Here is a 19,705-nt window from a genome sequence, read left to right as displayed (position 1 = left end):
ATCTTGTCAGATTGCGAACGATTTCCGATCCAACACAGGCCAAAAACCTTTTCTCAGCAGCCTGTTAAGGGTCAGCCAAACCTTTTGCGCAGCCTACCGGCCCTGTCCTGCCGCCCCCGCTCCTGTCAGGCCGGTGGCACCCAGCGTTTCTCCAGCGCCTCGATGGCGCTGACCCGGTCCGGGCTGGCTGGGTGGCTGGACAGCCAGGCGACCGGCGCGCGCCCGCCTGCCAGCTTGTCCAGCTTAGTGAACAGCGCCTTCTGCGGCGCCGTGCCGATGCCCGAACGGGTCAGCAGCGCCGCCGCCCAGGCATCCGCCTCATACTCGTCCTGCCGCGACAGCCGCGCGGCGACCAGCGAGGCCAGCCCGTTCGCCAGCACCACCCCCAAGCCCGGCAGAAACCGCCCCAAAATGGGCGCAAGCGCGAGGCGGATCGCGTTTTGGCCGGTAAAGTCGATCATCCGCCGCCGGGCGTGGCCAAGTGCGACATGGCCGAGTTCATGGGCAATGACGCTGGCCATCTCCTCCGCCGAAACCTTTCCGGCCCGGAACTTGTCATAAAACCCGCGGGTGATGAAGATCCGCCCGTCGGGCGCTGCCAGCCCGTTGACCACCGGCACATCGTAAAGATGTACGGGGATCGACTTCAGGTCCAGCGCCCGCGCCATCCGGTCGGTGAAGCGGCCGAGATCGGGGTCACGGAGCGGGCTGGACCGCGCGTCCAGCTCCCGCCGCGACCGCCAGACCGACAGGCGGTAGGTCACGAAGCCATAGGCCAGCATCAGCAGAAGGGGCAGAAGTTTGATCATCAGACCAATATGGGCACAGAAACCATGCCCGGCAACGCGTCAGAACGGCACGTCGTCGGCCTGATCGGCCCGGACGAGATAGGCCGACATCACGTTCTTCTCCCCCGCCTTGTCGAACTCCACATGGGCCTTGTCGCCCTCTACCGCGGTCACGGCGCCGTAGCCGAACTTCTGGTGGAACACCCTGTCGCCCAGGGCGAAAGGCGGCACGGCATCCAGATCGATGACCGGCCCCCGTGATTCCCGGGGCTGCGCCATGGGGCGTCGCGTCGAACGTTCCTGCATGCGCCGCCAGCCGGGGGAGTTGTAGACATCGGCGGAGGCCGCCTTCGCCTCCATCGCCGCAAAGCCCGCAGCACCATAGCCGCCGCCGTAAAGGCCGGGGGGGGTCAGCACCTCCACATCCTCCTCCGGCAGATCGTCGATGAAGCGGGAGGGCATCTGCGACTGCCACTGGCCATAGACCCGCCGGTTGGAGGCGAAGGAGATCGTGCACAGCTCCCGCGCGCGGGTGATGCCGACATAGGCCAGCCGCCGCTCCTCCTCCAGGCCCTTCAGGCCGCTCTCATCCATCGCGCGCTGCGAGGGGAACAGCCCGTCCTCCCACCCCGGCAGAAAGACCACCGGAAACTCCAGCCCCTTGGCGGCATGGAGCGTCATGATGAAGACCTTGGGCGTCCCCTCCTCCTGCTCGTTGTCCATGATGAGCGCGACGTGTTCGAGGAAGCCCTGAAGCCCGTCGAAGCTCTCCAGCGCCTTCACAAGTTCCTTGAGGTTCTCCAGCCGTCCGGGGGCTTCGGGCGTCTTTTCGTTCTGCCACATCGCCGTATAGCCGGATTCGTCCAGAATGATCTCCGCCAGTTCTACATGCGAGCGCGAGCGCCCCGCGCCTTCGCGCAGCGGCTCCACCACAGCGTCGTCGGGCAGCTCCGCCGGGGCCAGCGCCTCCGCATGCCAGCGCCCGATGGCGGCGACGAGGGTGCGCAGCTCCGCCCCGCCCTTGCCGCGCATCTCCCCCGAATCGACCAGATATTTCGCCGCGCGGACGAGCGTCAGCCCCCGTGCCCGTGCGGTGGACTGGATCAGCGCCTGCGCCTTCTCCCCCAGACCCCGCTTCGGCGTGTTCACGATCCGCTCGAAGGCCAGATCGTCGTCCGGGCTGACGGCGAGGCGGAAATAGGCCATCGCATCGCGGATCTCCAACCGCTCGTAGAAGCGCGGCCCGCCGATCACCCGGTAGTTCAGCCCGATGGTCAGGAACCGGTCCTCGAACGCGCGCATCTGGTGCGAGGCGCGGACAAGGATCGCCATATCGTCCAGCGTCTTCGGCCCCACCGCGCGATGTGTGCCGAGGAGGGCCTCGATCTCCTCCCCGATCCAGCGGGCCTCCTCCTCGCCGTCCCAATGGCCGATCACGCGGACCTTCTCGCCATCCGCCGCATCCGTCCACAGCGTCTTGCCGAGCCGGCTCTCGTTCGCCTCGATCAGCCCGGAGGCGGCGGAAAGGATATGCGGCGTGGAGCGATAGTTCTGCTCCAGCCGGATCACCCGCGCGCCGGGAAAATCCTTTTCGAACCGCAGGATGTTGCCGACTTCGGCGCCCCGCCAGCCATAGATCGACTGGTCGTCATCCCCCACGCAGCAGATGTTGCGATGCGCCTGGGCAAGCAGCCGCAGCCACAGATACTGCGCGACGTTGGTATCCTGATACTCATCGACCAGAATGTAGCGGAAGCGGCGCTGATAGCCCTCCAGCACATCGGGATAGCTTTGAAAGATCGTCACGACATGCATGAGCAGGTCGCCGAAATCCACGGCGTTCAGAACCTTCAGCCGGTCCTGATAGGCGGAATAAAGCTCCACCCCCCGGCGGTTGAAGGCCCCCGCATCCGCAGCCGGAACGCGGTCCGGTGTCAGGGCGCGGTTCTTCCAGCCCTCCACCACTCCCGCAAGCTGCCGCGCCGGCCAGCGTTTCTCGTCGATCCCTGCCGCAAGGATGAGCTGCTTGAGCAGGCGCACCTGATCGTCCGTGTCGAGGATAGTGAAGTTCGACTTCAGCCCCACCAGCTCCGCATGGCGTCTGAGCAGCCGCACCGAGATCGCGTGGAAGGTGCCAAGCCAGGGCATCCCCTCCCCCACGCCGCCCAGCAGCCGGCCCACCCGCTCCCGCATTTCCCGCGCGGCCTTGTTGGTGAAGGTGACGGCGAGGATTTCATCGGGCCGGGCGCGGCCGGTGTTCAGGATGTGCACGATGCGGGCGGTGAGCGCCTTCGTCTTGCCGGTGCCCGCCCCCGCGAGCATCAGCACAGGCCCGTCCAGCGTCTCCACCGCCTCCCGCTGGGCGGGGTTGAGATCGTTGAGGTAAGGCGCCGGGCGCATGGCCATCGCCCGGCGGGAGAGCGGCACCTTGGCCCCCCGACCTTCGGCGGCGTTCTCAAACGCCTCGGCTTCGTCATCCCATTCGCTCATCGGTCCGATATAGCGCAAGCGTCCACGCGCGCCAAGAGATACGTTCTCCTTCTGTTCATGCCGCACGACGTTCCGCGATTGCGCGGCAGAAATCTCTCCATTCCCTGCGTTTTTCCTCTTGCGCCTCCCCGCCGCCTCCCCTAGATACCGCCCCACGCCAAACGTGGCCCGTTCGTCTATCGGTTAGGACGTCAGGTTTTCAACCTGAAAAGAGGGGTTCGACTCCCCTACGGGCTGCCACTTTTTCCTGTAAGTTATTGTTATTCATCGGCTTTTCCGGCCTTTCTGTCCAACTTTTCAGGGAAATTGGACACGCTCCCAAGCTTCGCGAACCCGCTATCTGCCAACCGTGATCGGTCCGCCTTCTTCGTGTAGGTGTCCGCCTGTTTCGTGTCGGCATGTGCGAGATAAGAGGCGATCTCCCAGTTCGTGGCCCCCGCATCCGCGAGGCGCGTGGCCCCCGCTTTCCGCAGACCATGGAGCGATCCAGGCACGTCGGCCTCCCCGCAACGGTCCCGAAACCAATTGCCCAGCGTCTCGGGCTTGTAGCCGATCGGCCGTGCGTCCTGAGTGATGAACAGCATCCGGTCAGAGGGAAGTTTGTCTAACTCCTCCGCCAACTCCGGCAGAATCGGCAGGTCGGCCGCAACCGAGGTCTTCGCGCGCTTGTAAGCGATCCGGGCGCGACCTTCCTTATGCGTCACATGCTGCCAACCTACCCGGCAGAGGTCCTGCCGCGACATGCCGGTATTCAGCGCCAGCAGGAGGACCAGCCGCGCCTTCGTTCCCACAGCGTGCCGCGCGAGGAAACGATCTACCTCCGCATCCGTCCAGGTGTGATAGCCATCCGGATTGGTCTTCATCTTCTCTGCATGGCGGGCCGGGTTCGGCCCGGTGTAGCCAAGTTTCTTGGCCGCAAAGTTGAAGAGCATCGACAGGTTCTTCTTCACTGTATTCGCCGCAACGGGGCCGGTCTTCTTCGCCATCAACGCTTCGACGTGGCGCACCTGCAAACGCACATAGTGGTACTTGCCGGCCATCTCCCGGAGCCAGTCCAGTTCGCCCCGGATACTGCGCTTTCTCGACGGAGAGAGGTTCTGGAATTTCAAGCTGCTAAGGTATTGCTCAACAAGCCAGGCGAGCGTGTCAGGATCAGCGGTGCTTCGGGGGGCCTTCACCCCCGCCAGCGCGGCCTCTTAAGCCGTTTTGAACTCAGCGGTGCCGTAGGGACCCGGTATGTTGCACCGATAATCGCCAGCCTCGAACCGCCAGTAGATACGGCCCTTCACGATGTTCTTTCGGACGCCAGGATAAGGGTTCTTTCTCCGGGTCATTTCAGCAACTCATCCGGATCCGGCCCGGCGAAAGCTTCATCCACCTTCCCCGCGATGATGACATGCTTGCCATTCGGCAGAACCTCCACCCGCCACTCCGCAATGCCCGCCGCCTGCATCGCCTTCGCGTAGCGGGTCAGGTCGGACTGCTTGAGGGCGGCACGAGGGTAGGACATGGAATGTTCCGGATTTTCGCCAGTCGTCACTTGATCGGCTAAGGTTGCAATTGAGGGACCTCAGACAGGCCCCTTGGCACGGTCAAACTGGTGAGCCGGACAAAGCGAACGACGGCGTTTGAGAAACAGAGAGCCATCATCGACCAACTCTTCCTGCAGCACGAGCTTCATGCCGTTCGGGCTGGCATCGTCGGCCAAGAAGAGGCTCCGCTTGTAGACCGTATGCGCCTCCGTATCGCGCAGGATTTCATCGGTCACAAAAAACGTCATCCGGTCGAAAGGAAACGGGAAGCGGACCTTCTTGGTAAGCAGCATGGTCAGCCCAGCTCCCCGGATAGGCCGCATCCAGCACCGCACGAGGATCGAAACCGAGCCTCGTAACGACACGCTCAAAGAGCGTGCTCACGTCCACCGTGCCGAAGCTCAACGCACCGTTCAGAGCGTGCCGGGCCTCAGCGAAGATGTCGGCCCCTGGGCGCCAGATGATTTCCCCGTCCTGATCGGCCGTGAACACCAGAATGGTGCGGCCGTGACGGTGATGGAACGGCAGCGCCGGTTTCCGCTCGATCGGCAACCCCTGGCCGCCGTGGGCAAACCGGCCCGCGATCATGAAAGCGTTCATCGGCGGAATGGTGAGGAAGTTCTTGAGCGAGATCGCAACCGCGATCTCCATCACATTGAAAAACGTGAACGCGCGCGCACGGCCCTTGCCGGCCGGCGCTTCCCCCTTGTGGCCCACGATGAGACCGCGGGCCGCGTAATTCTGCACATCCTTCGAGTCGACCCCTAGAGCCTCGGCAACCTCTGTCACCGTGAAAGTTCGCGAAAAAAGTTCCGGCACTGACTGATCCCCCTGTATGGCTAAATGAACTTACAATAAATTCATCTGGCCGGGAAGGATAAACTTATCGAAAGTTTATACTGAGCCTGGAATCACGCAATTCCTGACTAGCTCCCTATGCCGGAACAATCTCCCACCGCGGCCCCCCGCGCTCACACCACCTCGAGCATCGCGTTCCCCAGCATCACGATCATGCTCTCTGCCGGTGGCCCGGCGGCGTAGCGCATGCTCCATATGCTGGCATCCCAGCGGCGCATGCGGCCGATCACGGCTATCGCCTCGGCTTTGACCCGAATTCCGGCAATCGTGGTGGATGGCTCGGACAGCACCTTTTGCGCAAAGGTGAACACGCCTTCGGACGCCACATTCCGCGCCTCGTTGATGGTCTGAAAGTCGGAGGCCCGCCTGATCCTGTCGCACTCCTCCAGGTAGCCAGGCAGAAGCAGCATCGCGCGATCCATGCGCTCCACTTCAGACTGCCAGTAGGCGACTGTCTTTGCCGACACCTTCCGCTTGCGCCGGTCATTCTTTGCGAGCTTCTCGAGGCATCTCTCCCTGTTCCACTCCATATACGCCAGCGACATGACACGCAGGGGCTCGTCTTGCCCTTCCCTGAACAGACCCGCGCCCCTGAGGTCGCGCTCGATGTCGGACCCATACGACGCGCGCTGACCGGTGCAGACATCGGGCGCGAGCGGCCATTTCGGCTCCCATTCCCGCCACATCACATCCCAGGCAGCGACGGCCTCGCGATAGGCTGCCTCCACGCGCGGCAACTCCTCCCCCAGCGCCAGCAGCTTCGGATTCTCCGCAACGGCAGGCTGCGGGGCGGCAGGCGGCGGAGCGAATGGCAGCGCCGCAGTCGGCAGGGCGATGATCGGGGCAACGGCGACGCCCTTCAGGATGGCGCGGCGCGAAGGCATACCGGGATCGGTCCCGGAAATCGGGTTCTTCATCACAGGCTCCGTTCTTGAGCTATGTCGGAGAAAGCCGGGCGCGCGTCAGATCGCGCGGGGTGCCAGCAGGCTGGTGATCCGGGCGCGGGCGCGGCGGGTGTAGCTGCGGGCCTCGCGTTCGGTGTCGGTGTAGCCGAATTCCTTCTCCGTCGCGTCGAGCGCGAGGGTCAGCAAGTCGTGAATCTCGGCAAGGGTGGCAGAAGGCAAGCCGGGGACGGCTGCCGAAATGAGGTTCGGCATTCTGAGCTCCGTTTACAGGTAATCCGGTTTCTACTACGCTGTATCCAAAACACAGTCTGAATACCCTGTCAACGGTTTTGCATACCATGATAACAGCCGATCAATGCCGTATGGCCCGTGCCGCCCTTCGCTTGGGTGTGCGTGAGGTCGCAGAACTGTCCGGCGTCTCCACGATGACCATCAGTCGGTTCGAAAATGGGCAGTCGGGAGGTCAGGCGGAGACACTGCGGAAGCTGCAGGCTGCTCTCGAAGCCGCAGGCGTCCAGTTCATCCCAGAGAACGGTGGCGGTGCGGGAGTGAGGCTGAGGAAAGTCTGATGCATTTCTGCTTCATCGACGAAAGCGGCACCCCGCCCTCCCGACCGAACCCCGAGCGCCCTTACTTCACATTGGGCGCTGTAATCATCCGTGACACAGACTGGCGCGGGATTGCTGATCATGTGCGAGGCTTCTGCACCTCGCACAGGCTAAAGGGTGAACTGAAGTGGCGATATTTCTCGCCACACAACTCGTCAGCTGAAAACCCTATGCTCGGAAAAAGTGCCGAGGAACGCAAAGCACTGAGCCGTAGCTTCGCCCATGTCATCGCGAAGTCGCCAATGACCATCATCGCATGCGTCACGGATATTGGTGCTGCGTTCGAATATGCCTCGGTGAAGAACCAGCAGGAGCTTTACCACTTCGCCTACAAGCCGCTTTCCGAGCGGTTTCAGTATTTTTTGCAGGACAACAAGAGCCTTGGCATCACCATCGCAGACCATCGCGGGCGGGACAATGACCGGCTGTTTCGCGCGCATCACGACAACCTCACCGGCGGGACCGGCAAGGTGATTTCAGGTTACAATCGGTTTATTGAGGGGCTATTCCTGCAGGATTCGTGCCACTCGATTGGCATTCAGCTTGCAGATTACGTGGCCGGTGCCATCCATCGCGCCTATTCAACTACAGATGGGGAACTGGCCGCTATCCTCAAGCCGCGAATCAGGCGAAAGCGTGATGGAACCATTCAGGGCCATGGTATCGTCCATCATCCAAAGGACAAGTTCCGACGCGATCTTCTGAGGAGTTAGACGCCGGGCGGGGCCGTAGCCCCGACGCCATAGATGTCAGGCTCCCGTGCGCAATACGCATATAGCGTAGGCTAGTGACTCAGGCAAGAATTCGGTGAGTCACTTTTGAAAATACTTGTCAAGATGCGCCTCGGAGCTGTCGCTTTCCCAGTCTTCGCAGCCTTTCGAACCCACCCGCGCCCCATATCTTGCGCCTCAAAATACTGATCGATCATCATCTTGCTTTTGTTGGTTCTTATTGGGCTTGAGGGGCTTAGTGAGAAAGGAAGAGAGCTTGAGAATTCGACCTACGCACAAGGTGACGTCACCTCAGAACCCGGCACCCATCTCCTGGACGCCAGGTGTCCCAACTCCGCATACATGTCAGCCCTCGAGACGCCCAAGGCCCGACACTCATCACGCCGGGCCTCTCTGCACTCCCGAGAGTTCCTCCAGGCCGCAGCCTGACGGGGTTTGCCCACTCACCGCCTGACGGGGATGCTTCGAGAGCCGGAGTGACCCGCAGGCGCATCCTGCCTGTCTCGTCATGAGCGGGCCTGAGAGGCCCGCCCTGCGCCTTACTCGGGATAGTCGAAGGCGCCGTAGGTGAAGGCCGTGGGCTGCTTCACAGCGAAGGCCAGCCGCTCTTCCGCGAGGATCGCGACCAGGTTGCGGGTGAAGTAGTCCGCGTGCTGCGTCGAAACCTCCACAATCGGCGCCCAGCGGTCGTAGATCGTCGCGCCGACCTGGAAGTTGCCGACAAGGAAGTTGCCCGCCGGCATGGCCTTCGTGGCCACCACAGGCAGCCCGAAGAGCCGCTGGACGTCATTCCCGGTCGGGTCGCCGATCAGATACCAACCAGAAGCGTCCTTGAGCAGGCGAATGCGCATCCAGTCGGACGGGTGCATGACAATGCCATCGGCCGGGAAGTCGGCCAGCGCGTTCTGAAGCACTGCGGCGCCCACCTGGTCGATCAGCGTCATGTCGGCGAGCGCGATCGGCGAAGAGAAGGGCGTAGCCTGCGGGATGATGCCCAGCAGGTTCGGGGAGGTGCCGTTGCCGTTGAGCAGCTGCCCTTCCTCGACCTCGCCCAGACCGTAGCGCAGTTCGCTGTCGATCAGGCTGCGAAGATAGGGGATGTCATCGAGCACCTGCCGGGAAGCCGTGACCCAGTGCGCGATGACCTGCGTGGGCAGCGCCACGCCTTCGAAGGTCATCGAGCTTTCCGGCTTCTGCGCACCCTCCGCCACTGTCGCCGCTCCGATCGGCCGCGTCACCTGGCGGGCGTACTCGACCAGGTTGCTGGAGACCTGAACCGTGGGGATCAGGTTCCGGATCGTCAGCCGGCGCCGTCCCAGAAGGGGAACCTCGGGATCCAGCGTGGACCAGCCGAGGGCCCCGGCGCTGCCGCTGCCATTGGTGATCGCCTTGACCTCGACCCTGAGGCGGCCCGGTCGGGTGTGTGCCTCGTCGGAGAAGGCCTTCAGCCCATCGGCCTTGGTGAACTGTTCACCCCAGCTGTCCGGTGCGGACGGCATGCCACCGCCACCGCGGGCCATCTTCTGCTCCATGTCGTCCATCTGGGCGCGCACGCCCGCGACGGCTTGGTTATTGCTCTTCAGCTGGCGCTGAATCTCGTCCGCATGGTCACCGAACTTCTGCATGATCAGTTCGAGCGGATCGGCGGCATCCTTGCGGCGCAGGTGCTGGCCGGCGGCGATCGCTGCCCGAATGCCGGGCGTCAGGGGAAAGTGCTTGGTCATTTGGTACTCCTGAGAGAGAGGGTTGCGCGCTCGATCCGCTGGACGAGCTTCAGCGCGCGGTCATGGTCGATTTCGGGTTGGGAGAGGGCCGGGAAGCCACCGGCGGCGAAGCGCGCGGCTGCCGCCTTCGGCAGGCCTGCTTCGCGCAGGAAGCTGATCGCCTCCGCCTTCGAGCCGATATGCTTGGCGGAGGTGATCCGGGCGCGCCGATTGGCCGGCACGGAGACGATAGAGATTTCCGCAAGCTCCACTTCGTCGAGCGCGAAGACGCCCTTGCCAACATAGCGCCGCCCACCCTCGGGCACCACGTAGCCGATGGAGAAGGCGCCAACGTCGCCCGCCTGGATGTGTTCGAAAGCCTCCCGGCCCATCGCCGTCTTGAGGTTGATCTGCCCGACGACGAAAAGGCCCGCCGGGTCTTCCTCGATCGTCAGCCATTTGCCGATCGGACTCTCGATCTGATGGCTCCACAGCATGGCCGGGAGCGTGCCCTGCGCCCGGTGCTCATCGAGCGTCCGGGCGAAGGCGCCTTTCGATACCACGTCGCCGTGGCGATCGGGCTCACCGCCGAAGGTGCTGGCGTAGCCCGAGATATGGCCCGTGGGTTCTGCCTTCACCTCGAAGGAGAAGGCCGGAGCGAGCCGGAGGTCGTTCTGAAACTTGGGGTTCATGTGTCCCGCCTCAGACATGGAAAACCACAGGCGGAAATCGCCTGCCGTGAACCTCGCGCCCGGTGTGGTTGCCGGTGCTGTCGAAGGCGGAGAGTCGGTTCGCTGCCCGGATACCAGTGCAGCCGCCAATCAATCCGTCCGCCACCATAGCACCGCCGCTGAACGGCACAAGGGTCATTGGCGCACGTGCTTGGCGGTGCGGTCGAGATGCGCGAAGATCCCGGCTTCGATGTTGTCGGCCAGGCGCCGGAACAGGTCGGCCGCCTCGCTGGAACCGTGCCAGGAGGCGACGCTCGCGCCGCAGTAGGTCAGCATCCGGTCGATCGCCATCTCAGGCGAAGCGCCGAGACCCACCATGGCCCGCGCCGCAGTCTCTACCACCTCATCACAAGCCTTCAGCACCTGAGGGCCGGGCTGTTTCGTCGTGTCCTTCATCTCGTTTTCTCCTCGATTTCGGCACCGGCTCACAAATCCTGTTGCCGCGAAAAATATGCAGAGTTCCGGCCCGGTTCTCACAGTTGAACAGCGGAGAACGGATCATAATATACTGATTTTACTTCATTTTATTGAAGACCCTCCCGACAGTGCACCCTTGCCCCTCTCTCACCCCCGCCAAAAACACGCCTCCGCGAAAAAAAACCTGCGAATGAGGGGGACGCGGGTCCCGGCTGAAGCGCTTCCCAGACTTTCGACCCACCCCCCGGGGTGCTGCCGGCAGCCGAATGCCATCGCGGCATCCCTGACCCATCGAAGGAAAACCCGTGCTTCCCCTCGCGGCTTGGCAACCGGCCCGCCAATCCCGGGCCGGGCGTGTCCCGGACGGGGAGGGGAACCCCCCTAAAGGGGGGTTTCCCCTCTCCCTCCCTCGGGCCGGACCACATAACGCCTTGCATCTGGGGCCGGCCCTGACCCGGCCCGAAGCGGAAGAGATCAATATCATTGTATTTCAGATGGTTGACGCAAATCGGCCCGGATCGGCCCTGACCGGCCCGGACGTGTAGGGCCGATGCATCGGCCCGACCGGCCCGAACCGGCCCTGAGGTGCCGGGCCGGGTCATTCCACCCTCCATACGAGGTCATCGCGCACCATGATCAGCTTGCGTTCTACCAGCTGCTCCCGGCACTTCAGGAAGGTGCGGCTCCGGGCCTCCCGGCTCTCGGCATCCGAGATCACGCCGGGTTCGAGGCAGGTCTCACGCCAGCGTTCCAGCGGGATGCAGCGCCCGCCGGGATATTGCGGCTTGCGGACGATCTCGCCCTCCGCCGCCAACGCCTTGTCGAGAACGGACAGGGCCTTGCGCGCCGCTTCCGTCACCACCGCGCGTCCGTCCTCTGACGGCACCGCCGGCTCGACAAGGCAGGTCGTGACCGGATCGCCATCCTGATCGCGGCCCAACTCCACCTGACGCAGCGTAAAGGAGAACTCACCGCCGGTCGCTCCGTCCCGCTGCTTGGTGAGCTTCGCCGTGATCAGACCGAAGTCATCGCGGCTCAGCTCGATTTCCGTATCGATCGCCGCGCGCAGCGAGGAATGCCCCCGCGCGCCGCGGCTCTGATCCTTGCCGGTGTGGTGCACCAGCATGACATGCGCGCCGGTCGCGCGACGGATCATATCCATGTTCCTCACCAGGTCGGCAATGTCGGGCGCGGCGTTCTCGTCGCTGCCGCCCATCACCCGCGCCATCGTGTCGATGACGATCAGCGCGAAAGGCTCGCCGCCCACCGCCCCCAAGTGCTGCACCACCTCCACCATCGGCCCGCCTTGCGAATCCCGGCCGGTGAGCGTCATCGCGCTGTTCAGGACCCACATTTCTGGCTCGTCCAGCGCCGAGACGCGGTTATCAAATGCAGGACCGCCCTCGGCCGCAATGTAGAGCACCCGGCCCGCCTTCACGCGCCGCCCGAACCATTTCCGGCCCTTGGAAATGTGATGCGCGATGTCGATGGCGAAGAAGCTCTTCCCGGCGTTAGACGGGGCGTAGACCATGGAGAGCGTTGCCTCATAGAGAACGTCCTTGATGAGGTAGCGCCGTTCGAGTTTCGGCTGGACGTCGCGCGCATGGCGGATGTTGCCTAGGAGCGCCTGCGCCCGCGGCTTCAGCTTGGCAGGATCACCCCGGAGCGGCGTCACCTTGTCAAAATCGTTGCTCATTGCGCCTTCCTCCGGAACTGGCCGGTCGGATCGACTCGGGCGATGAAGGCCTGCCGATCCTCCTCCTCGAAGCTCTCCCAGAGCGCGGCGAAGAGCTGCTTACGGTGGTTGCGATGCAGCGCCTTGCCACCGAGTTCCCGGAGGGCAGCGGACAGGTAGGCCAACAGTTCGGCCGGTGTCGCCATCCCCGACCACCAGCGCGCATCCTCGCGCACGTCCTCGAAGGGCACGCGGGGCATACCGGCGGAAAGATCGATGAGGGCGGCGGTCAGCAGCTGGCGCGCATCATCGGGATGCGTGTCCCGGATGGCAAAAGCCAACGCCGTCGCCTGCCGCTCTCGGATCATCCGCTCCGACCGCCGCGATTGGGCGATCTTCCCTCGTTCGCGGGAGGTCAGGTCATAGGAACCAGACGCAGCCGGGAGGGGTTCAGGCCCCGCCAGAGCGTTGGACAAATCCCGATTTTTGTCTTGCTTATCAAGGGGGGCGGATCCCCGAGTTGGACAGTTTCCGCCGTTGTTCTCAAAGGAAAAATCGACAACCCTACGGGCTGCCACTTTTTCTCCGTATCGCGAAGACGAGACACCGCTCCGAGAAGATCGGAGGCGGTTGTTGTGCGTTTCTACCCTTCAGGGTCTGGGCAGGAGGCCTCCGGCTTTCACCGACTGACTTTTCCCGACCGGCGATCCGCACGGGGGTGTAGGGACGGGAGGGTGAAAGCCAAATGGAAAAGGGGGCGCCGCCGCCCCCTTTGATCTTCCGAAACAGGCCTCTGGTCAGGCGCGCGCGGCGCCTTCGGCGAGGCGGATGGGATAGGGGAGGTGCACGAGCATCTCCTTCGGGCACACCTGAACGAAGTTGCCCAGTTCCAGCTTCCAGTGCTGAAGGATATCGGCGGCCTTGCGGCTTCCGGTTTCATCCACGTGGCGCTGGACGAGGGCGCGCAGCTCCTCCTCCCAGTGAGCGACCTCCACCGGGGCGGTAACGACGGTTTCCGCGTTGATGAAGGCACCGGCCACGCCTTCGGGATCATAGAGATAGGCCATGCCCCCCGTCATCCCCGCGGCAAAGTTCGCGCCGATGGAGCCGAGGATCACCGCAACCCCGCCGGTCATGTATTCGCAGCCGTTGGTGCCGCAACCCTCGATCACCACCTTCGCGCCGGAGTTGCGGACGGCGAAGCGCTCGCCTGCCCGACCTGCCGCAAAGAGATAGCCATCCGTCGCCCCGTAAAGCACGGTGTTGCCGATGATCGTGTTCTTTGCGGCCTCCAGCGGAGAACCCATGGCGGGCTTGACCACGACGATGCCGCCCGACAGGCCCTTGCCGACATAATCGTTGGCATCGCCCGACACTTCGATCTTCAGCCCCGGCGCGGCGAAGGCGCCGAGCGACTGGCCCGCGGAGCCGGTCAGCTTCACCGTCAGATGGTCGGGTTGCAGGTTGTTCCGCATCCCGAACTTCCGCACGATATGGCTCGACGCGCGGGTGCCGATGGTGCGGTGGGTGTTCCGAACGGCATAGGAGAGCTGCATCTTCTCCCCCTCCTCGAAGAACCGCGCGCCATCGGCGACGATCTCCGCATCCAGCGTGTCGGGCACGTAGTTGCGCGGCTTCGTCCGGTCATAGACGAACTTGTGCGTGTCATCGACGGAGATCAGCAGCGGATTGAGGTCCAGATCGTCCAGATAGGCGGAGCCACGGCTCACCTGCGTCAGCAGGTCGGCCCGCCCGATCACCTCGTCCAGCGACCGCGCGCCGAGAGAGGCGAGAATCTCCCGCACCTCCTGCGCATAGAAGGTGATGAGGTTCACCACCTTGTCCGCGGTGCCGGTGAACTTCGCCCGCAGCCGCTCGTCCTGCGTGCAGACGCCGACCGGGCAGGTGTTCGACTGGCACTGGCGCACCATGATGCAGCCCATGGCGATCAGCGCGGCGGTACCGATGCCGTATTCCTCGGCCCCCATCATCGCGGCGATGACGATGTCGCGCCCCGTGCGCAGGCCGCCATCCGTGCGCAGCGTCACCCGCTCCCGCAGGTTGTTCATGGCGAGGACCTGATGCGCCTCGGTCAGCCCCATCTCCCAGGGAAGCCCCGCGAACTTGATGGAGGTGGCCGGGGATGCCCCGGTGCCGCCATTGTGGCCGGAGATCAGGATGACATCCGCCTTGGCCTTGGCCACGCCCGCCGCGATGGTGCCGACGCCGCTGGCGGAGACGAGCTTCACCGTGACCTTGGCGCGCGGGTTGATCTGCTTCAGGTCGTAGATGAGCTGCGCCAGATCCTCGATGGAATAGATGTCGTGGTGCGGCGGCGGCGAGATGAGCGTGACGCCCTTGGTCGAGTGCCGGAGCCGTGCGATCAGTTCCGTCACCTTCATGCCGGGAAGCTGGCCGCCCTCCCCCGGCTTCGCCCCCTGCGCGACCTTGATCTCAAGCTCTTCGCAGTTGTTGAGGTATTCGGCGGTCACGCCGAATCGGCCGGAGGCCACCTGCTTGATCTTGGCCGACGGGTTGTCCCCGTTCGCGTCGGGCAGGAAATGCGCCGGATCCTCGCCGCCCTCGCCCGAGTCGGATTTCGCGCCGATCCGGTTCATGGCGATGTTCAGCGTCTTGTGTGCCTCCGGGCCCAGGGCGCCCAGCGACATGCCCGGTGTGACGAACCGCTTGCGGATGGAGGTGATGCTCTCCACTTCCTCGATCGCCACCGGCTTGCCCAGCGGCTTGATGTCGAGCAGATCGCGGATATGGATCGGCGGGTTGGAGCGCATGGCCGCGGAATACTGCTTCCACAGCTCATAGGACGCCCGGTCGCAGGCGGCTTGCAGCAGGTGCATGGTCTGCGCTTCCCAGGCGTGCTTCTCGCCCGAGCGGCGCGCCTTGTAGAAGCCGCCGATGGGCAGCACGTCGGCCCCGCCGAGGAAGCCCTTGGCGTGGATTTCCTCCACTTTCATCTGGATGCCGTGTAGGCCGATGCCGGAGATGCGGCTGTTCATGCCGGGGAAGTATTCCGCCACCATCGCGCGGGACAGGCCCACCGCCTCGAAGTTCAGGCCGCCGCGATAGGAGGAAATGACGGAGATCCCCATCTTCGCCATGATCTTCAGCAGGCCGAGGTCGATGGCATGGCGGTAGTTGCGCATCGCCTCCATCAGCGTGGTGTCGAGCAAACCGCGCTCGATCCGGTCGGCGATGGAATCCTCCGCCAGATAGGGGTTCACCGTCGTCGCACCGGCGCCGATCAGCACCGCGAAGTAATGCGGGTCGATGCATTCCGCCGCGCGGACGTTGATGGAGCAGAAGGTCCGCAGGCCCTTGCGGGTCAACCAGGAATGGACCGCCGAAGTGGCGAGGATCATCGGCATGCCGATCCTGTCCACGCCCTGATGCTCATCCGTCAGCACGATATGCGACGCGCCGGACCGCACCGCATCCTCCGCCTCCGAACGGATACGGTCGAGCGCGAGCTTCAGCGCCTCCGTGCCGCCGTCGCGCGGGAAGGTGCAGTCGATGACGCCGACGTTCTGGCCGAACTGGCGCAGCAGTTCCGCGAACTCCCCGTTCGCGATGAACGGGCTTTCCAGCACGATGATCTCGGTCTGCGAGCTGTCCTGATCCAGCACGTTCTTCAGGTTGCCGAACCGGGTCTTCAGCGACATCACCCGCTCCTCGCGGAGCGAGTCGATGGGCGGGTTGGTCACCTGGCTGAAGTTCTGCCGGAAGAAGTGCGAGAGCGGGCGGTAGATCTTCGACAGCACCGCGGGCGGCGTGTCATCGCCCATGGAGGCCAGCGCCTCCTTGCCGTCCTCCGCCATGGGGGCAAGGATCTGCTCCAGCTCCTCCAGCGTATAGCCGGCGGCGATCTGGCGGCGGCGCAAGTCCGCGCCGGAATGAAGCGCCTGCTCCGGCAGATCGCGCATGATGTCGTTGAGCGCGGTCACCTTATCCACCCATTCCCCGAACGGGGCGGAAGCGGCGAGTTTGTCCTTGATCTCCCGGTCGTGGTAGAGCCTGCCCTCGCCCATATCGACCGCGATGATCTGGCCGGGGCCGAGCGCGCCTTTCTCCACCACGGTGGCCTCGTCCACCGGCACCATGCCGGCTTCGGACCCCGCGATCAGCAGGCCGTCGCCCGTCACCACATAGCGCATGGGACGCAGACCGTTGCGGTCGAGCCCGCCGCATACCCAGCGGCCGTCCGTCATGGCGAGCGCCGCCGGGCCGTCCCACGGCTCCATCACCGCGTTGGAATAGGCATACATGTCGGCCCAGGCCTGCGGCATGTCGGTCGTGGCCTTGGACCAGGCCTCCGGCACCAGCATGGTCTTGACCATCGGCGCATTGCGCCCGCCGCGCACCATGAGCTCGAACACCGCATCCAGCGCCCCCGAATCGGAGGTGCCGGCGGGAATGATCGGCTTGATATCCTCGGCCATCTCGCCAAAGGCGGAGGAGGCCATGCGGATCTCGTGGCTCCGCATCCAGTTGACGTTGCCCTTGAGGGTGTTGATCTCGCCGTTATGGGCGAGCATGCGGAACGGCTGGGCCAGCCACCATTGCGGGAAGGTGTTGGTGGAATAGCGCTGGTGATAGATGGCGAAGGCGCTCTCGAACCGCTCGTCCTTCAGGTCGGGATAGAATTCCGCGACCTGTTCGGCCAGCATCATGCCCTTGTAGATGATCGACCGGCAGGACAGCGAACAGAGATAGACGCCGTAGATCTGCGCGGCGATGGCGGCCTTCTCGATCCGGCGGCGGATCACGTAGAGCTCGCGCTCGAAGGTTTCCTCGTCGATGTCCTTCTCGCAGCGGATCAGGATCTGCTCGATCTCGGGCCGGGTGGCGTTGGCCTTCTCGCCCAGAACGGCGGTGTTCACCGGCACGTGCCGCCAGCCATAGATATAGTGCCCCATGCGGAGCACTTCGGTCTCCACGATGGTCCGGCAGCGTTCCTGCGCGCCGAAATCGGTCCGCGGCAGGAACACCTGCCCGACAGCGACCAGCTTCGACATGTCCGGCTCATGGCCGGTGCGGCGGATCTGGTCGTAGAAGAAGGGCACGGGGATCTGCACATGGATGCCCGCGCCGTCACCGGTCTTGCCGTCCGCATCCACCGCGCCCCGGTGCCAGACGGCCTTCAGGGCGTCGATCCCCGCCTGCACGACGCGGCGGGTGGGTTTGCCCTCCACAGAGACGACGAGCCCCACGCCGCAGGAGGCATGTTCATCCTCCTCGCGGTAGAGCGAGTTCTCCGCCATCCACTTGCGCTTGGCTTCCTCGGCTGCGACCCAGGCGGCATCATACTTGGTCATGGCTCACTCCTTCATGGAGGCTTGGATGAACGCCTCGAACTCGGCGGCGGTCTGTTGTCTGGTGGCGCCCGCGAGCACGTAGCCGTCGGGCTTCCGGTCGATGTAGATCTCGCTGGTCAGCGGCAGGCCGTGCGGATTATCGAGCAGTCCGACGGGGATCTCGTAGCTCCCCTCCTCCGGCGTGGGCACGGTGAGCCGGTACCAGAGGGTGGAGCCGCAGACCGAACAGAACGACCGCGTCGCCCAGTCGGAGGACCGGTAGGCCGTCACCCTGTCGGACCCCACGATGGCGATATCCGCAGGCGCCACCGTCAGCGCGATGAGCGCCGATCCCGTCCAGCGGCGGCAGTTCTCGCAATGGCAGGCGCCCATCGCGACCGGCGCGTTGCGGATGGAGATCTGCACGCCGCCGCAGAGACAGCGCCCGGTGCGCACGCCGCCCATCGCGGCGGCTCCGGCAGCGGCGCTCATTCGGCGGCCACCCGTGCCGGCTGGCTGAGGTAATCGGCGATGGAATCCGCCGCCTCGCGCCCGTCCCGGATCGCCCAGACGACAAGGCTCGCCCCCCGCACGATATCCCCCGCGGCATAGACACCGGGAAGGTTGGTGGCATGGGTGCGGAAATCGGCCTTCACCGTTCCCCAGCGCGTGACCTCCAGTTCCGGCACGTTCCAGAGCGTCGGGATCTCCTCCGGCTCGAAGCCGAGCGCGGTGATGACGATATCGGCATCCTCGACGTAATCCGCGCCTTCGATGAGTTCCGGCATCTGCCGCCCGGTCGCATCCGGCGGCCCGAGGCGCATGCGCTGCACCATGACGCCGGAGACGGCGCCGTCGCCCACGAAGCCCTTCGGAGCGGTGAGCCAGACGAACTCGACGCCCTCCTCCTCCGCGTTCTGCGTCTCCCGCTGGGAACCGGGCATGTTCGCGCGGTCCCGGCGATAGAGGCATTTGACGCTGGTCGCGCCCTGACGGATCGCCGTGCGCACGCAGTCCATCGCGGTGTCGCCGCCGCCGATCACCACCACGCGCTTGCCATCGGCGTTCAGCTCGCCCGACTCGATCTCCGGCACGATGTCGCCGAAGGACTGGCGGTTGGACGCGGTGAGATAGTCGAGCGCCTGCACGATCCCCTTGAGACCCACGCCCGGCGCCTTGATGTCGCGCGCCTTGTAAACGCCGGTGGCGATCAGCAGGGCGTCATGCTTGCCGCGCAGCGCCGCGAAATCCATCGCGTCGCCGATGCGGCAGTTCATCACGAATTCCACCCCGCCATCGAGGAGCTGCTCGTAGCGCCGCATGACGACCGGCTTCTCCAGCTTGAAGCCGGGGATGCCATAGGTCATCAGCCCGCCCGCACGGTCGTATTTGTCATAGACCGTGACCTTGAAGCCCATGCGCCGCAGGCGGTCCGCCGCGGCAAGCCCGGCAGGCCCCGCACCGACGACACCCACGCTTTCCTCCCGCTCGACGGCGGGACGGATCGGCTTCACCCAGCCCTGCTCCCAGGCGGTATCGGTGATGTATTTCTCCACGGAGCCGATGGTGACGGTGCCGTGGCCCGACTGTTCGATGACGCAGTTGCCCTCGCACAGACGGTCCTGCGGGCAGATGCGGCCGCAGATCTCCGGGAAGGTGTTGGTCGCCTGGCTGAGATCGTAGGCCTCCTGCAGACGCCCTTCGGCGGTCATGCGGAGCCAGTCGGGAATGTTGTTGGAGAGCGGGCAATGCGCCTGGCAATAGGGCACGCCGCATTGCGAGCAGCGGCCGGATTGCTCCGCCGCCTTCGGGTCCGAGAACTCCCCGTAAATCTCGTGGAAGTCCTTGGCCCGGAGTTCGGGCGGACGTTTCGACGGCATTTCCTTGCCGACGGTCACGAACTGGAGCATCTGCTGCTTCGCCATAGCTGGGCCCTCACGAAATCCTGGCTCGGG

The 19,705-nt window shown here is 64.5% G+C and carries 18 protein-coding genes and 1 tRNA gene; 3 read left to right on the top strand and 16 right to left on the bottom strand.

The window, feature by feature from the left end:
* Positions 1-125 precede the first annotated feature (125 nt).
* Complete coding sequence (locus CDV49_RS12605; RefSeq protein ID WP_088215783.1) at positions 126-809, bottom strand: M48 family metallopeptidase; 684 nt, start codon at positions 807-809, stop codon at positions 126-128.
* A gap of 39 nt (positions 810-848) precedes the next feature.
* Positions 849-3,278, bottom strand: a complete 2,430-nt coding sequence (locus CDV49_RS12600; RefSeq protein ID WP_088215856.1) for an ATP-dependent helicase — start codon at positions 3,276-3,278, stop codon at positions 849-851.
* A gap of 165 nt (positions 3,279-3,443) precedes the next feature.
* On the opposite strand from CDV49_RS12600, the gene CDV49_RS12595 reads away from it, so the two are divergent.
* Positions 3,444-3,518: transfer RNA gene (locus tag CDV49_RS12595), tRNA-Glu, on the top strand.
* Between the two features lie 20 nt (positions 3,519-3,538).
* Here the strand turns inward: CDV49_RS12595 and CDV49_RS12590 are convergent.
* The 6 genes from CDV49_RS12590 to CDV49_RS12565 all read right to left on the bottom strand — a co-directional run bounded on the left by CDV49_RS12590 (position 3,539) and on the right by CDV49_RS12565 (position 6,825).
* Positions 3,539-4,318 carry a tyrosine-type recombinase/integrase gene (locus CDV49_RS12590; RefSeq protein ID WP_256947329.1) on the bottom strand — a complete coding sequence of 260 codons (780 nt, stop codon included), beginning with the start codon at positions 4,316-4,318 and terminating at the stop codon, positions 3,539-3,541.
* Between the two features lie 290 nt (positions 4,319-4,608).
* Positions 4,609-4,788 carry a hypothetical protein gene (locus CDV49_RS12585; protein WP_088215781.1) on the bottom strand — a complete coding sequence of 60 codons (180 nt, stop codon included), beginning with the start codon at positions 4,786-4,788 and terminating at the stop codon, positions 4,609-4,611.
* A 60-nt stretch (positions 4,789-4,848) separates the two neighbouring features.
* Positions 4,849-5,046 (bottom strand): hypothetical protein, encoded by a 198-nt coding sequence (locus tag CDV49_RS12580; RefSeq protein ID WP_088215780.1) that lies wholly within the window; start codon positions 5,044-5,046, stop codon positions 4,849-4,851.
* Entirely contained in the window at positions 5,036-5,629 is a 594-nt protein-coding gene (locus CDV49_RS12575; protein ID WP_088215779.1) for a helix-turn-helix domain-containing protein, read from the bottom strand. Before CDV49_RS12575 ends, CDV49_RS12580 begins: the two co-directional genes overlap by 11 nt.
* Positions 5,630-5,781: 152 nt before the next feature.
* Positions 5,782-6,585, bottom strand: coding sequence for a hypothetical protein (locus tag CDV49_RS12570; protein ID WP_088215778.1), 804 nt, complete (start codon positions 6,583-6,585; stop codon positions 5,782-5,784).
* A gap of 45 nt (positions 6,586-6,630) precedes the next feature.
* The gene (locus CDV49_RS12565) at positions 6,631-6,825 is read right to left on the bottom strand and encodes a hypothetical protein (protein ID WP_088215777.1); all 195 of its coding nucleotides are present in this window, start codon (positions 6,823-6,825) and stop codon (positions 6,631-6,633) included.
* Positions 6,826-6,911: 86 nt separating this feature from the next.
* Here CDV49_RS12565 and CDV49_RS12560 point away from each other — a divergent pair, with 86 nt between their 5' ends.
* Together CDV49_RS12560 and CDV49_RS12555 are read left to right on the top strand one after the other, a co-directional pair.
* Positions 6,912-7,142 carry a helix-turn-helix domain-containing protein gene (locus CDV49_RS12560; RefSeq protein ID WP_218821965.1) on the top strand — a complete coding sequence of 77 codons (231 nt, stop codon included), beginning with the start codon at positions 6,912-6,914 and terminating at the stop codon, positions 7,140-7,142.
* Positions 7,142-7,894 carry a DUF3800 domain-containing protein gene (locus tag CDV49_RS12555; protein ID WP_088215775.1) on the top strand — a complete coding sequence of 251 codons (753 nt, stop codon included), beginning with the start codon at positions 7,142-7,144 and terminating at the stop codon, positions 7,892-7,894. Before CDV49_RS12560 ends, CDV49_RS12555 begins: the two co-directional genes overlap by 1 nt.
* A 557-nt stretch (positions 7,895-8,451) precedes the next feature.
* On the opposite strand, the gene CDV49_RS12550 is transcribed toward CDV49_RS12555, so the two are convergent.
* From CDV49_RS12550 to CDV49_RS12515, 8 genes are all read right to left on the bottom strand, one after another.
* Positions 8,452-9,636 (bottom strand): phage major capsid protein, encoded by a 1,185-nt coding sequence (locus CDV49_RS12550; RefSeq protein ID WP_088215774.1) that lies wholly within the window; start codon positions 9,634-9,636, stop codon positions 8,452-8,454.
* Positions 9,633-10,307 carry an HK97 family phage prohead protease gene (locus tag CDV49_RS12545; RefSeq protein WP_088215773.1) on the bottom strand — a complete coding sequence of 225 codons (675 nt, stop codon included), beginning with the start codon at positions 10,305-10,307 and terminating at the stop codon, positions 9,633-9,635. The genes CDV49_RS12550 and CDV49_RS12545 overlap by 4 nt, the downstream gene beginning before the upstream one ends.
* 174 nt (positions 10,308-10,481) lie before the next feature.
* Positions 10,482-10,742 carry a hypothetical protein gene (locus CDV49_RS12540; RefSeq protein WP_088215772.1) on the bottom strand — a complete coding sequence of 87 codons (261 nt, stop codon included), beginning with the start codon at positions 10,740-10,742 and terminating at the stop codon, positions 10,482-10,484.
* Positions 10,743-11,361: 619 nt separating this feature from the next.
* Positions 11,362-12,459, bottom strand: coding sequence for a helicase RepA family protein (locus CDV49_RS12535; protein WP_088215771.1), 1,098 nt, complete (start codon positions 12,457-12,459; stop codon positions 11,362-11,364).
* On the bottom strand, positions 12,456-12,779 hold the full coding sequence (locus CDV49_RS12530; RefSeq protein WP_143413168.1) for a hypothetical protein: 324 nt from the start codon (positions 12,777-12,779) through the stop codon (positions 12,456-12,458). Before CDV49_RS12530 ends, CDV49_RS12535 begins: the two co-directional genes overlap by 4 nt.
* A gap of 456 nt (positions 12,780-13,235) precedes the next feature.
* Positions 13,236-17,771, bottom strand: coding sequence for a glutamate synthase large subunit (gene gltB / locus CDV49_RS12525; RefSeq protein ID WP_088215769.1), 4,536 nt, complete (start codon positions 17,769-17,771; stop codon positions 13,236-13,238).
* Positions 17,772-17,774: 3 nt separating this feature from the next.
* Entirely contained in the window at positions 17,775-18,242 is a 468-nt protein-coding gene (locus CDV49_RS12520) for a GFA family protein (RefSeq protein ID WP_256947328.1), read from the bottom strand.
* Positions 18,239-19,675, bottom strand: a complete 1,437-nt coding sequence (locus tag CDV49_RS12515; RefSeq protein ID WP_088215767.1) for an NAD(P)-dependent oxidoreductase — start codon at positions 19,673-19,675, stop codon at positions 18,239-18,241. Before CDV49_RS12515 ends, CDV49_RS12520 begins: the two co-directional genes overlap by 4 nt.
* Positions 19,676-19,705: the final 30 nt, after the last annotated feature.

Origin of the sequence: Haematobacter genomosp. 1, assembly GCF_002196855.1 — a bacterium.
Taxonomy (GTDB): domain Bacteria; phylum Pseudomonadota; class Alphaproteobacteria; order Rhodobacterales; family Rhodobacteraceae; genus Haematobacter.
This window is presented reverse-complemented; position numbering and strand designations above follow the sequence as displayed.

Excerpts from the sequence above, each read along its gene's own strand:
- CDV49_RS12590 (WP_256947329.1), bottom strand. The coding sequence starts at position 4,318 with ATGGCCGGCAAGTACCACTATGTGCGTTTGCAGGTGCGCCACGTCGAA.
- CDV49_RS12535 (WP_088215771.1), bottom strand. The coding sequence starts at position 12,459 with ATGAGCAACGATTTTGACAAGGTGACGCCGCTCCGGGGTGATCCTGCC.
- CDV49_RS12545 (WP_088215773.1), bottom strand. The coding sequence starts at position 10,307 with ATGAACCCCAAGTTTCAGAACGACCTCCGGCTCGCTCCGGCCTTCTCC.
- CDV49_RS12540 (WP_088215772.1), bottom strand. The coding sequence starts at position 10,742 with ATGAAGGACACGACGAAACAGCCCGGCCCTCAGGTGCTGAAGGCTTGT.
- CDV49_RS12555 (WP_088215775.1), top strand. The coding sequence starts at position 7,142 with ATGCATTTCTGCTTCATCGACGAAAGCGGCACCCCGCCCTCCCGACCG.
- gltB (WP_088215769.1), bottom strand. The coding sequence starts at position 17,771 with ATGACCAAGTATGATGCCGCCTGGGTCGCAGCCGAGGAAGCCAAGCGC.
- CDV49_RS12520 (WP_256947328.1), bottom strand. The coding sequence starts at position 18,242 with ATGAGCGCCGCTGCCGGAGCCGCCGCGATGGGCGGCGTGCGCACCGGG.
- CDV49_RS12515 (WP_088215767.1), bottom strand. The coding sequence starts at position 19,675 with ATGGCGAAGCAGCAGATGCTCCAGTTCGTGACCGTCGGCAAGGAAATG.
- CDV49_RS12600 (WP_088215856.1), bottom strand. The coding sequence starts at position 3,278 with ATGAGCGAATGGGATGACGAAGCCGAGGCGTTTGAGAACGCCGCCGAA.
- CDV49_RS12550 (WP_088215774.1), bottom strand. The coding sequence starts at position 9,636 with ATGACCAAGCACTTTCCCCTGACGCCCGGCATTCGGGCAGCGATCGCC.
- CDV49_RS12605 (WP_088215783.1), bottom strand. The coding sequence starts at position 809 with ATGATCAAACTTCTGCCCCTTCTGCTGATGCTGGCCTATGGCTTCGTG.
- CDV49_RS12560 (WP_218821965.1), top strand. The coding sequence starts at position 6,912 with ATGATAACAGCCGATCAATGCCGTATGGCCCGTGCCGCCCTTCGCTTG.
- CDV49_RS12565 (WP_088215777.1), bottom strand. The coding sequence starts at position 6,825 with ATGCCGAACCTCATTTCGGCAGCCGTCCCCGGCTTGCCTTCTGCCACC.
- CDV49_RS12570 (WP_088215778.1), bottom strand. The coding sequence starts at position 6,585 with ATGAAGAACCCGATTTCCGGGACCGATCCCGGTATGCCTTCGCGCCGC.
- CDV49_RS12585 (WP_088215781.1), bottom strand. The coding sequence starts at position 4,788 with ATGTCCTACCCTCGTGCCGCCCTCAAGCAGTCCGACCTGACCCGCTAC.